A 13,505-nucleotide genomic window follows, 5' to 3' on the forward strand; every position below is an offset into this window, starting at 1 on the left:
AGGCTGCTATCCACAGGATAGCAGCCACTTTCCATGACAGCAATGATATTGACAAGGCTGGGGTGGGAGGCGTATATTTGTGAGGCTTGAAATGCCTTTAAAGAGATATTTACTTAATACGTTTTGGAAAACAGGAAAAAGTATTCAAGCACTCCATAAGAAGGGACCAAACAAGAATGATTGAAGAAGTACTTCCTAATCTTTATCGAATCGAAATACCTTTGCCCAACAATCCGCTCAGGGTGCTCAATTCATACTTTATCCGCGGCAAAGAAAGAAATCTGTTGATAGATACCGGCTTTAACCTGGATGTCTGCTGGGTGGCAATGGCTCAAGCCTTAACGGAATTAGGCGTCAGTATGGATGATACCGACCTGTTCATCACCCATTACCATTCTGATCATATTGGTTTGATCGGATACCTGTCTACGCCCACCAACACCGTGTGGATGAGCGAATCTGATGCCCAGATGGTTAATGCCAATTATAAGGCGAACATTTTTCACACCAGGAATGTAAACCATCTGTATCACAGCGGTCTGTTGGCGGATGGCACTCCCAACCTCCCGGAGGAGGAAGCCGTGGTAAAATACGCCAGTACCGGATTGGTGAAATTTACTATGCTGCATGAAGGAGACCGCATTGATGTCGGCGGATACCACTTTCAATGCCTGGAGACACCAGGACACACCCAGGGGCACATGTGCCTTTATGAACCCGATCAAAAAATCCTCATTTCGGGGGATCACGTTTTGGCAAAAATCACTCCTAATATTGGCTTGTGGGTTTTGGACCGCGATGCATTGAAAGAGTATCTGCTTAGTCTGGAAAAAATCGCGGCTTTGGATGTCCATCTGGTACTGCCGGCTCACCGGGTTTTAATCTATGACCTTCGGGGTCGGGTTGAAGAAATTAAACAACATCATGTCCGGCGTATTGAGGATATCCTGGGTATTGTGGGAAGCCAAAAAATGAGCGCCGCACAAGTTGCCAAAAGAATGAGATGGGACTTATCCTACCGGCGTTGGGATGATTTCCCCATAAACCAGAAAATACATGCCGCCGCCGAGGCTATGGCTCATCTCCATTACCTGGTGTTAAAGGGTCAAGTGAGGATGAGCTTTGAAGAAGGCATCTATTATTTCCGTAAGGAGCAATGCTAGCCTGCTTGCTCTCAATATGTAAATTTCTTTCCGCCTCAACAGCATTGAATGGCAGCACAACCGCCGGACCGTCTTTACTTCTCTATTGTCCGGATAGCTGCCTTTTTAATCATGATAAAAACCTCCCGGCAGTTTTATTCGTAAACCGCCGGGAGGTTTTTGCAATCGGCTGCTACAAAGTTTGACAGCCGGTAGAGTGCCTTTTTACGAGACGGCAAGATACTGCTGGCAACTCCGCTTCCATCAACCCGCTCTTGAAGGGAGGACAACTGTGGCCGTTCCGGGTGTGGTCGGTTTGCCGGTTTCATCTTCAACCCATATTTCACATTCCACCAAATGTTCACCGTTTTCCACGCTTTTGTTTACCACCTTGCCCTTGCACCAGTGAGTGACTTTGTCTTCTGCAGGTTCCGAGATAGATTTCATATTGATAGGGTAATCCATGCCGCGGAACTGACAGGAAAACTTCTTCAACCATCCCTCCTCGCCGATCCAATCCGTTAACAATTGAACCAGCCAGGCACGCTTAAGCTGCCCGTGAACTATCGGTCTTCCTATACCCTGCGATTCTGCAAAAGGAAGATCAAAATGAAGCGGGTTAAAATCCGCCGAAGCGGCAGCCCATTTCACCAGCATTAATGTTGTAGCGGTTTTCGCCAAAGCGGGCAGCTCGGAACCAACTTCTACGTCTTCCCAATATAAAAGATTTCTGGCCATAAATCTCACCTTCCATTTAAGTTCTGCTCAAGAAAGAGGTTTGACGAGCAATCGCTACCAAGGCTCCAAACTGGTTATAATATGAAGTCTTATTTACACAGACGATGCGTGTTCCAGCCTTGGTTTCTTGACCAGTGACACTTTCGATTTCCAGGGAAGCGGTCAGGGTATCTCCTGCCCGGATGGGACTGATAAATTCATACTCTATTCCGGCATCCAAAAAGCGGATATAGCCTTCAACTGCCAGGGCTTTCATAAACTCATTCCTCAGCTCCGTCATTAAGACAAAAGTGCCCTTCCATTTTAAAGGCCAGCCAAAAAAGCCTGGCGGAGCCACGATTGAACCGTAACGGCTATTTCTGCCATACTCCTCATCCCAGAAAAGACCGTTTTCGTCCCCGACAGCATCGGCATATTTCTTTATTGCCCCTTTTTCCACTTCCAGAATCATAGGCGTTGCTACTTTGCCTTGGAACTTCATAGCTACTTCCGGAATCATGACCATCCCTCCTCGTAATTATTAAATAAGCATTAATTGTTAACAATCCCTTTATATCCGGACGATAATTTGTATCTGCTTATGCTTCTACAACCTGCGTCCATTCTCTCTAGCCAAGCTCCCTTTCTTTGTATTGCAATTATTATGCCATCACGATCTAGCATTGCTTTCCGTAAAAAGACTATCCTGGTTCAGCTTACTTATAGTTTTGCTTCGGTGATAGTTAGTTGGGCTGAAAATTAACCACCGGGCGATGTATCTTAAATCGGACAACTTCCAAAATATCGGACGTTTTGTTTGGAAATTGCATTTCATAACCGTATCCCGGTCAATACTTAGATCAATATCTTGACATGGTTCTCTACATTCAGGCATAAACCGGACTGTTGCGCTATAGGAACCTTGGTCGGATTATCACTTGCTATGCCTTTTTAACTAAAGCCAAACTTCATCTTCCCCATCGGTTTCCACCGCCTGGCGAAATCTCCAGGCGCCCCTCGCCCGGGCCAAAACCGATGGCTTCAAACCGGGCTGGATCGAAGTCGTCCTTCTTCATGATTCGGCCGGGTAAAATTAAGCCCAGAAGAACAGAAGGAATATTAAGGATAAATATATTCTTCCTAAATGGCCAACAGCTTATGAAGCAGGGCATAGCGCCCTATTTTATTTCTTCTTTTTGCTGAGATCCGGCTAATCACCCGGAATAGCCCTTAACCGGACGGGTTGGCCCGGGCCTGTGGTTCTCTCCTGCCGAGTTGGCATACAAATTGCAATATTGTCGGTCAAATATTAACCAGTAGTCCTAAATGGAGGTGAAGATAGAGGTAGACGTTGTGACCATCAAAGCTTATGCGGTAGTCACAAGTAAAGTCTTGCTTAACCTTTTTGGTGAGCTTTTAGATTATTAGTTTATATTTTGCAAATAATTCAGGAATTTACGGAGGTGAAGCACTTGTCCATTGTAACTTTTGAACAGAAAGAGAAAGTAGGAATTATTGAAATCAATTATCCTACAACTTTAAATAGTCTTTGTTTGCCGGTCAGGGTTGCCTTGATCGATAAATTGCACCAAGCAAATGAAAGCGATGTTAATGTGATTGTTATTAAGGGAACAGAACGCAGTTTCTCTACCGGCGGAGATCTTGCCGAACTAGGAGCGCTGAAAACCCCCATCGAAGGCAATGAGTATATTGAAGAAGTTGCCCAGATAATGCAATTCATTGACGGATTGAGCAAAGTAACCATTGCTTTAGTTGAAGGTTACGCTATGGGAGCCGGGCTGAGCCTGGCAACTGCCTGTGACCTGATTTACGCGGGAGAAAAGGCAAAATTTTCGATGGCTTTCCTAAAGGTTGGATTAGTGCCGGATTGCGGTGTCAGTTACCTCTTAACCAGACTGGTTGGCCTCCAGAAGGCCAAAGAACTGACTTTAACCGGAAGAATAATAGATGCCGCCGAGGCACTTCGCATAGGTCTGGTTAATAATGTATTCCCTGCGGACAAGGTCGTTGAAGAAACCATGGCAATTGCTGATGAATTAGCTAAAAATGCTCCGAAAGCCATGGCCTTGGCTAAAGTGAATCTAGAGCTAGCAGGACAATTAGGCCTTGACGGTACCATAATTGCGGAAGCCAGGACTCAGGGGCTGTGTATATTCGGGAGCGAGCATATTGAAGGAAGAAAGGCATTTTTCGAGAAACGTAAACCTTCTGAAACTTCACAGCACAAAACTATGAATAAAGCCGTTATATAGCTGGGTTAGGGTTTTAGAGTTGATTAATACCTAATTAATACATGGATTATATCATTGTCAGTATGGTCAGTATGATTGATACGTCCTGTAAGTGGCAATATAGCATGGGAAACGGTTATGAAAGATAAAATTCCCGGAAAATTGAAGGGAGTGGTTGACAGGGTTTTAACTGTACTTGATTTTGCCGGGCGTTGTTTGGATTAAGGCTGACCACGAATATCGGGGATATATGCTAGAACACATATTATTTTTAGATAACCCGGTTGAGATCGATAGTATCGTTGGAATTTGCCATGAGCGGAGGACGAAAATATTCATAGTATCGGAAAGGATGAAATAAATGGGTTCAAATTTTGCGTATAAAAACACCAGAGATCTAGAATTCATACTTGAAGAGTGGCTGCCTATCGAAGATATTTTTGCTTGCGAGAAGTACAGCGCTTATACCAAAGACGAAATCAAGCCGCTCTTAAATACGGCTCGCAAAATGGCTAAAGAGGCTTTGGAGCCTGCTTATGAAGATGCTGACAAAAACCCGGCCAAACTGGTTGACGGCAAAGTAATCGTACCGCCTTCCTATCAGGCTCTGTGGGACATGATACAGGCCAATGGCTGGGGCAATTCCAATGCGGACCCCGATCCGGAAGCCGTAACCTTGCCGGAAACCCTGTACTCGGCCTGCCGTGAGATGTTCCAGGCCGCCAACTGCGATTTTCAGATGTATTTTTCCCTGTCCTCCAAGGTAACCGATATAATTGCCCGCTTTGGCAGTGAGAGAACCAAAAAGATATTCCTGCCCAATCTTCTGACTGGAAAATGGAGCGGAGGTATGGGCCTGTCCGAACCCGGCGCCGGATCCGATGTCGGCGATTTGCTGACCAGGGCTTATCCGACCGATGACCCGGACATCTATAAATTAAAAGGTCAAAAAATATTCATTTCCTGCGCCGGCCACCCCTTGACTGAGAATAATATCATAATGTGTCTGGCCAGAGTGGAAGGCGCACTGCCCGGTACACCCGGTGTTTCCTTGTTTATGCTGCCGGAAATCTGGGTTAATGAAGACGGCACTATGGAGCCCAATGATTTTGCGGTAACTTCGGTGGAACATAAAATGGGTCTGCATGGTCAGCCTACCTGCGCTTTAAGCTATGGCGACAATGACGGCTGCCGGGGCTGGAGAGTGGGCATCGACCCGCTGCAGAACGGCGGCAGAGGCGACGGCATGAAGATCATATTCAATCTGGTCAATTCATCCCGCCTGGGCAACGGCCTGTGGTCCACCGCCTTATCAGCCAATGCCACCTATAATGCCAGGGATTATGCGGCGGAGAGGGTTCAGGGCTACAACAGCAAAGGCGAACGGGTTCGCATCATTGAACATGCCGACATCAGAAGGAAACTTTTGAACGGCAAGGCCATAGCTGAAGCCGGCCGCGCTCTGGTTTACAAAGGCAATTACTTTGTGGATATCAGTAAACATCATGCCGATCCCGAAGTCAGGAAAGCCGCGGCTGACAATCTGGCCATACTGGTTCCGCTGGCCAAAGCATATTGCACTGACGAGGTTTGGAATGTAGCTGCCGATGCTATTCAGGTTTATGGCGGGTATGGCTACAGTGAAGAATACCCGGTGGCTCACATTGCCAGAGACTGCAAAATCACCAGCATACTTGAGGGTACCAATTACATTCAGTCCTGGGATTTGATCTCCCGGAAGATGACTATGGGCAAGGGGGTGCCATTCCAGAAAGCCCTCGACGAAATAGCTGCCTTTATCGAAAACAACCAATCATCACAAGTATTTGCCCGCGAATTTGCCATCATGGACGAAGCCTATAAGGCCTATCGCGGTATTGTGGAAAAAGTCAAAGAGTGGCAAACCGACCTGGAAAAGAATCAGGACACCCTTTCCTTCTATGCTTGCAAGATTCTGACCGCAACCGCACAGTTGTTTGCCGGGCGCCTATTGCTCGACCAGGCTCTGCTGGCTGCTAAGAAAGCTAAAGAAAATGGCCAAGACCATTATGATTACAATTACTACAACGGTAAAGTGGTGGCAACCAGGTACTATGTAAAGAATATCGTACCCGCAATCATCAGTACTGCCAGCATGATTGTGAGTTCAGACTCCACCGAAGTGGATTTCGATAACGCCATATTCGACTATTAAGGAGTCAGGTTTGCCTCCGGCGTGGAAGATATTGAAGCTTATATTAACAACTATAAAATGAAGCCAAGATTTTAACTTCGAACCCAGAAAGGAGACGGTAAAATGCAAAAACAAGTCCCTATTGATGCTGACCTTTTTACATGGCCGGCCGCTGAACCCAAGTTGAAGGCGAATGAGTGTAATGATTGCGGCAATGTTATTTTTCCGATAAATACCGCTTGCCCCAAGTGCGGCGGCACGAGTCTGAAAGACATTGAACTGAAAACCAAGGGAACCCTGTGGACCTGGACTTCACAGAATTATTGGACCAAAGGCCTTAACGACTACAAAGATCCCAAGGATTTTAAAGAGTACTTTATAGGCTATGTTGAATTGCCGGGTCAGGTAAGAGTGGAGTCACGTCTGCTGGTCAATGATGCATCCGAATTAAAAATTGGAATGGATATGGAGATGGTAATAGTGCCCTTCCGGGTTGAGCCGGATGGAACTGAAACCATGATCTATGCTTTCAAACCTGTGTAAAGACCGTCTGCTGCAGTCATTGAGCCAGTTTGTGATTGAAAAGGATCAATAATACACATGTGAAACAAGCATATGTTTAAGGGAGGTAAATGATTTGGAAGGTGTAGCAGTTATAGGCATAGCCCAACACCCATTTGGAAGATTTGGAGATAAAACCGCTTTAGATATGGGCCTTGAATCGATTCGGGAAGCATTGCAGGATGCCGGCATTGAATGGAAAGATGTTCAGTATGCAGCCGGCGGCACCAGGGACGGCGGCAGAGCCGATCAACTGTGCGGCAAGCTCGGACCCAACGGAGTGCCCTTTAACAACTTATATAACGGATGCGCAACCGGCGGCAGCTCTTTGGGAGCAGCCTGTATGGCAATCAAATCGGGAATAGCTGATATAGCCCTGGCGGTTGGATTTGACAAGCATCCCAGAGGAATGTTCTTAACCACGGTTCAGGACTATGGTTTGAAACAATGGTATCAAGATGTTGGTTTTCTGGCTACAGTGCAATTTTTCGCCATGAAGGCCCAACGCTATATGCATGACTATGATATCACAGAAGACAGCCTCATTCGCGTCGCGGAGAAAAACTATCACAATGGAACTCTCAACCCCAAAGCCTGGCGCCGTGACGGCCTGAATTACGAGGCTATCAAAAACTCAACCATGCTGTCGAATCCCCTGCGCCAGTACATGCTATGTTCGCCGGGAGAAGGGGCGGCTGCGGTAGTGCTCTGTAAAGCAAGCATAGCCAAACGATATACCAGCAAGCCGATTTATATCAAAGGTATTGCCCTGCGTACCAGAGCCTTTGGATCTCTGGAAGTGTTTACCCCCGCGAAGCCTTTGGAAGATGCCCCCACACCTGTAGTACTGGCCTCTCAGGCAGCCTATGAAATGGCGGGCATCGGCCCTGATGAAATAGAAGTGGCTCAGCTCCAGGATACCGAGTCTGCCCATGAGATCATGCATATGGCTGAAACCGGCCTTTGCAAAGACGGGGAGCAGACCAAAATGATCCAGGATGGTGAAACCAAAATTACCGGCCGCTTGCCGATAAACACCGATGGTGGACTTATTGCCAACGGTGAGCCCATTGGCGCCTCTGCCTTAAGACAGGTATATGAGGTTTGCCTGCAGATGCGCGGCGAAGCCGGTCTTCATCAGATGCCCAAGCAGCCCAAGACTGCCTTAACTCAGGTTTACGGCGCGCCTGGTATCAGCAATGTTGTAATTCTATCGCGGTAAAGTCAAGACAAGTGTCATGACTGATGATATGCCGGCAAAGTAAGCCGGACAGGCTTGAACATACCCGATATGGGGCCGTATCGCCGGCCAGTCAAAATCATGAAATTCCGTACCGCTATTTAGGTAGCGGTACGGAATTTTTTTGGAGACGGGTACAAGCTAAGAACACAGGGTACAGACCTTGAAAATCATGGCGGATGCGATGGCTGAAAATTCGTCCGGTATGGCGTACAGTGTCCGAACGGCTGCTCCATGAGACAGCAGATATGGCCCGCGGAATTTCTAAATTACATCCCGGACTATCTCCATCCCGCCTTAAAGAGCTGGCGGCAATAATAATTCTCAAGCAACCCGGCTGTCATTCAGCGCCAAATGCAGGTTTTTGCCTAAATATGCCCCCGGGCTGAGCGTGTTGAAAAACATGGTATGAATATTGCATTAATACGTGAATATATGGTTTGTTCCATGCTCACGGCAGCCTCAAAAGCAATTAGATGATATGTGAAGGGTGATGCACTTCATTTAACGGGGGGTGTTTTTAGGTTTAATTATTTATGACATACATGAATATTGAACATCCGCTTTATTTCTGTACTCAACTCAAAATAAAAATAATGCTGTAATTATTCAGGCAAGGAGGAAACAAGATGGCAATTAGAACTGCTGAAGAATACATGGAAAGTCTTAAAGATGAAAGAGTAGTATATTTTGACGGCAAAAAGTATAATGGCACGACTATGTTTGAGGACCCGATTCTCAAGTCCGGTATAGAACTCTGTGCTATGGATTACAGGGTGGCGCAGATGCCCGAATACTATGATCTGTTTAACGAAATAGATGATGATGGCACACCTTATGCCTTTACTTTTAAGCCCCCCACCTCTTCAGAAGACTTGATGAGAAGAGCTGAACTGATCAAGACTCTTTCCCGCGTCTGTGTCGGACTGCCGGGCGGAGCTAAATTCGCCGGGGTTGATTCACTGCATGCCTTGACATCTGTCAGCCATAGAATCGATGCTGAACTGGGCACCAATTACTCGGAGCGCGTGGAACTATTCAGAAAATCCTTGAAAGCCAATGACTCATCACTGGTTATGTGCATGACCGACGTAAAAGGTGATCGTCATTTAAGACCTCACCAACAGTCCAATCCGGACTCTTACGTTCACATCGTGGAGGAAAGGCCGGACGGAATCGTGGTAAGCGGAGCCAAGAATCATATCACTTATGCCCCGTTTACCAATGAGCTGGTGGTTCTGCCCTGCCGCAACATGACGGAAAAAGATAAAGCTTATGCGGTGGCCTTTGCCATTTCGCCTGGCACCAAAGGCATCAAACTGATTCAGGCCAAGCATGACGCCACCAATTTAGACTTGATTGAACACCCCATTTATGGGAGCCGTTATGGAGCCGACGCCATCGTTGTATTTGACAACGTATTCATTCCCATGGAAAGAGTATTCCTGAAAGGCGAATACGAATATGCCATTGAATATACCGCCATGTTTACCAACTTCCACAGACTGAGCGGCGACTCTTATAAGATTGCGGACTTGGAAATCATATTGGGAACCGCCAAATTGCTGTCTGAATATATGGGGCTGGAAAATGCCTCTCATATTAAAGACAAGCTGTCCTGGCTGTCATTCTATGCCGAGACTTCTCAAGCTTTGGGCCATTGTGCCGGCCAGAACCCTATTCGCGATGAATATTCCGGAATGGTATATCCGAACCCGATGTATTCAAATTGCACCAAGTTCTTCTTTGCCGACAACTATCATGCGGCTATAAAAATACTGCATGACATTGCCGGAGGGATTCTTTCCACAATCCCGTCACCGAAAGACCTCTACAATTCTGAAACCAGAGGGTTGCTGGATAAATACATGGCCGGAAAAGCTGGAAGTTCCGGTATAGCCCGAATGAAAGCATTATACCTGGCCCGGGAATTGACAGACGGCTTCCGGGTGAGCGGAACCATCCATGCCGAAGGCTCATTATATGCCCAGAAATTGATGTTCTACGCCCTGGCCGATTGGGAAGGCCATAAAGCAGCAGCCCGGAGATGCGCTCATATTACCGAAGACGGCCCGATCCGTGAAGACTTTGCAAGTCTGCCCAAATTCCCGGTTTGGAACGACGTTAAGATCTAAGTACATTTAATTATTACTGGAAGGGAATATGACGTGGTCATATTCCCTTCTGGGACTGATGCTTGTTAGTAATTTCTCAAGCAATGCCGGATCGAAATGATTGTTTTATACCCATAAAAAGGGGTGGCGGGCTAAATTTCAGACCGGCCACGAATGGTCTGAGTATTAGGGATAAATCCCGGTATTATCAGGTTTATAGGTATCCTAAAAACCTAAATATTATAAACAAGGAGTCTGAAAGAAATATGATAGGTATTAAATCATTTGGTGCTTATATTCCCCGTTACCGCATGAACCGCAAAGTTATCGCCCAGGCGATAGGATGGTTTAGCCCGGTTGGCGGTAAAGGCGAAAGATCTGTAGCCAACTTCGATGAAGATGCCATTACTATGGCTGTGGCTGCCGGTATGGATTGCATGGGCAATCTGGACAAAACCGATATTGATGCTTTATACCTGGCTTCAAGCACCTTGCCTTATAAGGAAAGACAAAACGCAGGTATTGTTTCCACAGCCCTGGGGCTGGGCGATGCTGTCCGTACTGCCGATGTTGCCGGCGCGCTTAAGTCTGGAACCGCAGCTCTTATCGCCGCCCTGGATGCAGTGAAGGCACAGAGCGCAAAAGAGGCCCTGGTCACTGCTTCCGATATGCGCCTGGGCAAGCCGGCCAGCCCTGAAGAATCAGCTTTTGGCGATGGCTCAGCAGCCTTCCTGGTGAGTGACAAAGACGTTGTGGCTTCCTTTGAAGGCTCTTATTCCGTAAGTTATGACTTTGTGGATATCCGCCGCGATGAAAAAGACCGCTTTGGCAAGACCTGGGAACCGAGATGGGTCCGGGATGAGGGCTATTTTAAAATGATCCCCGAAGTTATCTCGGGTCTGCTTAAAAAGTATAATCTTGATATCAAAGACTTCAGCAAAGTTATTTACCCCTGCCCCAACAGCCGGGATGTAGCCGCAATGGCCAAGAAGCTGGGTATGGATCCAAGTCAAATAGCCGATGATCTGCAGGCCGTCGTAGGCAGCACCGGTTCTGCTTATTCGCTGATGATGTTTGTCAATGTTCTGCAGGAAGCCAAACCGGGCGATAAGATATTGGTGGCCAGCTTCGGGAACGGCTGTGATGCACTGTATTTCCAGGTTACCGACAAAATCAACGACATCAAACATGTTAAAGGGGTAAAAGGCTACCTCAATATCAAAGCCGATTTGACCAACTATATTCAATACCTGGTATTCCGTGATATTTTGCCGGTGGAAACAGGCATTCGCGGTGAGCATGTTCCTCCCACCCAGTTATCGCAGACTTGGCGGTTGCGCGACTCCATTTTAAGTTTGTCCGGGTCCAAATGCCTGAAGTGTGGAACGGTTCAGTATCCGGTATCAAGAGTTTGTGTAAATCCTGCCTGTGAAGCTGTCGACCAGATGGAATTATATCGATTTGCAGACAAGAAGGGCACAGTGATCTCCTATACCTCCGATAATCTTGCATTTACGCCCAATCCTCCCCAGAGTTACGCCATTGTTGAATTTGAAGGCGGCGGCAGGCATCAGTTAGACCTGACCGACTGTGATCCCAAACAATTATCAGTGGGCATGTCTGTAACCATGACCTTTAGAAGAAAATACTACGATGCCAATCGCTCTATTCACTTCTATTACTGGAAGGCGGTTCCTGCGGTAGAAGCCTAAGTTAACGCGGTGATAAAACACATCATTAGGGAGGTTAAATAATGAGTGGTATAAAAGATAAAGTTGCTATTATTGGTATGGGTTGTACCAAGTTCGGCGAACGTTTTGATAAAAGTGCTGATGACTTGATATTGGATTGTTTCTTAGAAGCTCTGGAAGACTCCGGCATTGAGAAAAAGGATATTAACGCGGCCTGGATGGGCTGCAGCGTTGATGAAACCTCGCTGGGCAAAAGCGCCATCATTTTGAATTCAACCTTAAAAATGCCTTATACCCCTGTAACCAGGACCGAGAATTACTGCGCTACCGGTACTGAAGCATTTCGCGGGGCATGTTATGCAGTTGCCTCCGGAGCCTACGACATCGCTCTGGCACTGGGTGTGGAAAAGTTGAAAGACACTGGTTTTGGCGGGCTTCCTCCCGGACAGATGGGTACAGTCAGAAGACTGATCGGTCCGAATTCAACTGCTCCTGGTGAATTCGCCCAGATGGCCAACGGTTATTTCGCCAGATATGGCATCGATCCTGAAGAAGGCAAACGGATTCTGGCCCATATATCGGTGAAAAGCCATCATAACGGTATGTTGAATCCCAAGGCCCACCTCAGAAAAGAAATAACCATTGAAGATGTATTAAAGGCTCCCATCATTGCATCTCCGTTGGGACTGTTTGACTGCTGCGGGGTGAGTGACGGGGCAGCCTGTGCTATTGTCACAACTCCTGAAATAGCCAGAAAACTCAGAAAAGACCCGATTTATATCAAGGCGATGCAAATCGCGGCCACCTCTGGTGAGGAATCAGCCTTTAATACCTGGGACGGTGCTCATGTAGAGTCGACTTACCGGGCGGGAATCAAGGCTTACGAAGAAGCCGAAATCAAGAATCCCCGCCAAGAAATCAGTATGATGGAAGTCCACGACTGCTTCTCCATCACTGAGCTTACCGCCTACGAAGACCTGCAGATTTCTCCCCGGGGGAGAGCCCGGGAAGATGTTGAATCCGGATTTTACGATCTAAACGGACAGATTCCCTGCCAGCCCGACGGCGGATTGAAATGCTTTGGCCACCCGACCGGCGCCAGCGGACTGCGCATGATTTATGAAGTTTACAAGCAGTTACAGGGTAAAGCCGGCCCAAGACAGATCCAAAACGCCAAACTGGGCATCACCCATAACATGGGAGGAATTCCTTCCTATAGTTTGGCTGCGGTAACCATACTCGGCAATTAAATCAATTCTGTTTTATTCTACAATTACCTTTGGAACCCCTTAAATAGGTTTCCTTGAATAGGAAGTCCTATTTCAGGGGTTCTTACCCCAACGCGGACACACGGTTACTGTTTAATCCCGAGAGCGGACCGGCTGTGGTGGGATGGCAACCTTTATGCGAATTTATTGGGAAGTGAGTGAATTATTTTGACCAGACATACCGACAAAAGCCCTTTACAGGATCGGTTAAAGGATGTGGCCAATCCCTGCGCCAAACTGATGCAACCGAAGTTCGTAGAGTATATTGAAAATGAAAGCATCACATACGATTTCCCGGTAATGGACATTTATTTGAATCCATGGAAGTGTATGCAGGGCGGTTTTAT

At 46.9% G+C, this 13,505-nt stretch carries 10 protein-coding genes; 8 read left to right on the forward strand and 2 right to left on the reverse strand.

Annotated features, from left to right (window positions below):
- The first annotated feature begins 176 nt into the window (after positions 1 to 176).
- Entirely contained in the window at positions 177 to 1,163 is a 987-nt protein-coding gene (locus B3W37_RS07800) for an MBL fold metallo-hydrolase (RefSeq protein ID WP_483175282.1), read from the forward strand.
- Between the two features lie 243 nt (positions 1,164 to 1,406).
- On the opposite strand, the gene B3W37_RS07805 is transcribed toward B3W37_RS07800, so the two are convergent.
- Together B3W37_RS07805 and B3W37_RS07810 are read right to left on the reverse strand one after the other, a co-directional pair.
- Positions 1,407 to 1,880: a MaoC/PaaZ C-terminal domain-containing protein gene (locus tag B3W37_RS07805; protein ID WP_481042947.1), complete on the reverse strand. Its 474-nt coding sequence runs from the start codon at positions 1,878 to 1,880 to the stop codon at positions 1,407 to 1,409.
- 16 nt (positions 1,881 to 1,896) lie between these two features.
- Positions 1,897 to 2,379 carry an FAS1-like dehydratase domain-containing protein gene (locus tag B3W37_RS07810; protein WP_483175284.1) on the reverse strand — a complete coding sequence of 161 codons (483 nt, stop codon included), beginning with the start codon at positions 2,377 to 2,379 and terminating at the stop codon, positions 1,897 to 1,899.
- Between the two features lie 952 nt (positions 2,380 to 3,331).
- Between B3W37_RS07810 and B3W37_RS07815 the strand changes: the two genes are divergently transcribed.
- From B3W37_RS07815 to B3W37_RS07845, 7 genes are all read left to right on the forward strand, one after another.
- A complete protein-coding gene (locus B3W37_RS07815) occupies positions 3,332 to 4,132 on the forward strand; it encodes an enoyl-CoA hydratase/isomerase family protein (protein WP_483171065.1) in 801 nt (266 codons plus the stop codon).
- 340 nt (positions 4,133 to 4,472) lie between these two features.
- Positions 4,473 to 6,305, forward strand: coding sequence for an acyl-CoA dehydrogenase family protein (locus tag B3W37_RS07820; protein WP_483171066.1), 1,833 nt, complete (start codon positions 4,473 to 4,475; stop codon positions 6,303 to 6,305).
- A gap of 102 nt (positions 6,306 to 6,407) precedes the next feature.
- Positions 6,408 to 6,827 (forward strand): Zn-ribbon domain-containing OB-fold protein, encoded by a 420-nt coding sequence (locus B3W37_RS07825; RefSeq protein ID WP_483171067.1) that lies wholly within the window; start codon positions 6,408 to 6,410, stop codon positions 6,825 to 6,827.
- Positions 6,828 to 6,921: 94 nt separating this feature from the next.
- Positions 6,922 to 8,067 carry a thiolase family protein gene (locus B3W37_RS07830; protein WP_483171069.1) on the forward strand — a complete coding sequence of 382 codons (1,146 nt, stop codon included), beginning with the start codon at positions 6,922 to 6,924 and terminating at the stop codon, positions 8,065 to 8,067.
- A 647-nt stretch (positions 8,068 to 8,714) separates the two neighbouring features.
- Entirely contained in the window at positions 8,715 to 10,220 is a 1,506-nt protein-coding gene (locus B3W37_RS07835; RefSeq protein ID WP_483171070.1) for a 4-hydroxyphenylacetate 3-hydroxylase N-terminal domain-containing protein, read from the forward strand.
- 245 nt (positions 10,221 to 10,465) lie between these two features.
- Positions 10,466 to 11,911, forward strand: coding sequence for a hydroxymethylglutaryl-CoA synthase family protein (locus B3W37_RS07840; RefSeq protein WP_483171071.1), 1,446 nt, complete (start codon positions 10,466 to 10,468; stop codon positions 11,909 to 11,911).
- 41 nt (positions 11,912 to 11,952) lie between these two features.
- Positions 11,953 to 13,140, forward strand: coding sequence for an acetyl-CoA acetyltransferase (locus B3W37_RS07845; protein WP_483171072.1), 1,188 nt, complete (start codon positions 11,953 to 11,955; stop codon positions 13,138 to 13,140).
- Positions 13,141 to 13,505 lie beyond the last annotated feature (365 nt).

Source organism: Syntrophomonas sp. UBA5494, assembly GCF_002426325.1.